The organism is Bradyrhizobium sp., assembly GCF_049581145.1.
Classification (GTDB): Bacteria; Pseudomonadota; Alphaproteobacteria; order Rhizobiales; family Xanthobacteraceae; genus Bradyrhizobium.
Genome location: NZ_JBAURI010000924.1, coordinates 1 through 2,092 on the forward strand (window position 1 = coordinate 1; position 2,092 = coordinate 2,092).

General features: G+C 58.1%; 2 protein-coding genes. Both read left to right on the forward strand.

Going from position 1 to position 2,092, the window contains the following annotated elements; genetic code table 11:
* Nucleotides 1-79 precede the first annotated feature (79 nt).
* Nucleotides 80-448, forward strand: coding sequence for a PadR family transcriptional regulator (locus tag WCB02_RS30365; protein ID WP_423963814.1), 369 nt, complete (start codon nt 80-82; stop codon nt 446-448).
* A gap of 3 nt (nt 449-451) precedes the next feature.
* On the forward strand, nt 452-2,092 hold a 1,641-nt coding region (locus tag WCB02_RS30370; protein ID WP_423963816.1), incomplete at its 3' end, for an FtsX-like permease family protein.

The following is a 2,092-nucleotide window of genomic DNA, read 5'->3' on the forward strand; positions in this document are numbered from 1 at the left end:
CCTATTCCTCAACGAGACGTGGGCATCTGCCTACACTATCGTTGACAATATATATCGTGAATAATATATAGTTGATCGCGTGAAAAACGATGAGACGCCGGCGGTCGAACGTTACCTTCCTCTGAAGCCGAATTGGTTCCACGTGCTGCTCTCGTTGGCAACCGGAGAGCAACACGGTTACGGGATCATGCAGGAAGTGCTGGAGCGGACAGATGGGAAGATTCGCCTGTGGCCGGCGACGCTCTATGGCACGCTGGAGCGCCTATTGGATGCGGATCTTATCGCCGAGGTGAAGCTGCGGCGGTCGGCGGACGGAGAAGATGCGCGGCGTCGCTATTATCGCCTCACCGCTCTGGGGCGACGCGTGCTGGCTGCCGAAAGCATGCGCCTTGAGGATTTGGTACGCGTCATCCGCGCCAAGCGCCGGATCGCCAGGTCGGAGGCATAATTCATGGAAAGTAAGTCACTCTCCCCTGGATTTGTAGTTTGCCTCTATCGAAATCTGGCGCGATTCTTCCCTCACCGTTTCCGCTGTGCTTTCGAGCGCGAAATGTTTGAGACCACAGAGGAGGCTGCGGTCTGGATGCGGCGTCAAAACCTGTTTGGTCTCGTGTCCCTTTTCGCGGATCTGGCAGTCCAACTCGCAGCGGCACACCTCCGGGAATGCATATGGGATTTTCGCTATGAAGTACGACTACTGATGCGAAGGCCCGCTTTCACCTTGGTTGCAGTGGTGTCGATGAGCCTGGCTATCTGTGCCGGTTCTGCTTTCTTCAGCGAGTTGAACGGAACCGTCTTGCGCGATGTCCCCGGCGTGGCAAGAACCGATGAGTTGATCACCCTTCAGCAGCCCATCTCCTATCCCGCGTACAGGCGTTTTCGCGACCACAAGAACTTGTTCTCCTCAACCTCTGCTTACGTCGCTCCGGTGCCGTTCGGGGTCAGTTTCAGCGGACATACCGAGCGAATCTGGGGGCACATCGTCACGCCTGCTTATTTCTCCACGTTAGGAGTCGCAGCGGCGGCCGGGCGCTTGTTCGATGCACGCGATGAAGTGACCCAAGGAACCCCGCCGGTCGTAGTTAGCGATCGCTTTTGGAAGAACAATCTTGGCTCTGTTCCAGACGTTATCGGCCGGACGATTCACATCAACGGAAAACTCTGCGTGATCGTGGGCGTGGCGCCAAAGGGATTTCAGGGTGCGTCGCCGATGATGTTCGTTGCCGACCTCTGGCTGCCGGTTTCCGCGGGTGCAGGAGTGGCTCCGGAATTGACAGAAGATGCACTGGAACGCCCACAACTCGCGATGTTCCAATTCGTAGGAAGAAAGAGACTGGGCGTAGCCCCTTCACAGATCGAGACCGTGTTAGACACGGTGCTGCGGCAGATGCTTCGCGATAGCGGTCATCCGGCAACAGAAAGCGGGCACCTTGTCTCGGTCGCCTCTGGCGGCAAGCTGATTCCGACGCAAGAAAGAGACCGTGAATTGTTTACGTTCCTGCCCGTGGTGGTGATCGCACTGCTTCTGTTGATCGCCTGTTCGAATGTGGTGAACATGCTTCTGGCGCGCGCTCTGGATCGACGACGCGAAGTTGCCGTGCAGTTGGCGATGGGAGCGAGCCGCGCTCGTCTGCTACGCCAGCTGATCATGGAGAGCCTGCTGATTGCTCTCGGCGCCGGGACACTCGGATTTGCGCTCACGTGTTGGCTGATGCATCTGCTTTCCCGACTGCGCCTGCCGCACGCCATGCCGGTCCGTTTCGACGTCGAAGTGGATTGGCGAGTGCTCGTTTTCACAATTGGACTCACAGCCCTGGCCGGGCTGGCAATCGGCTTGCTGCCTGCAGTCCAGGCCACACGTGCGGAACTCGTGCCCGCGTTGAAAGAGGGCGGCACCCTCCAGGTGAGAAGGCGCCGGGCGTTCAGCGTCCGAAACCTGCTGGTCGTTTCCCAGATGGCAGGATCCCTCACTCTGCTGCTGATCGTCGGTTACATCGTCTTCGGGATGGAGCGCACGATGTCGAGCGCAACCGGATTCGATGCCAGTAACATTCAGCTCATTTCAGTTGACCCTATTCGCGATGGGTACAGC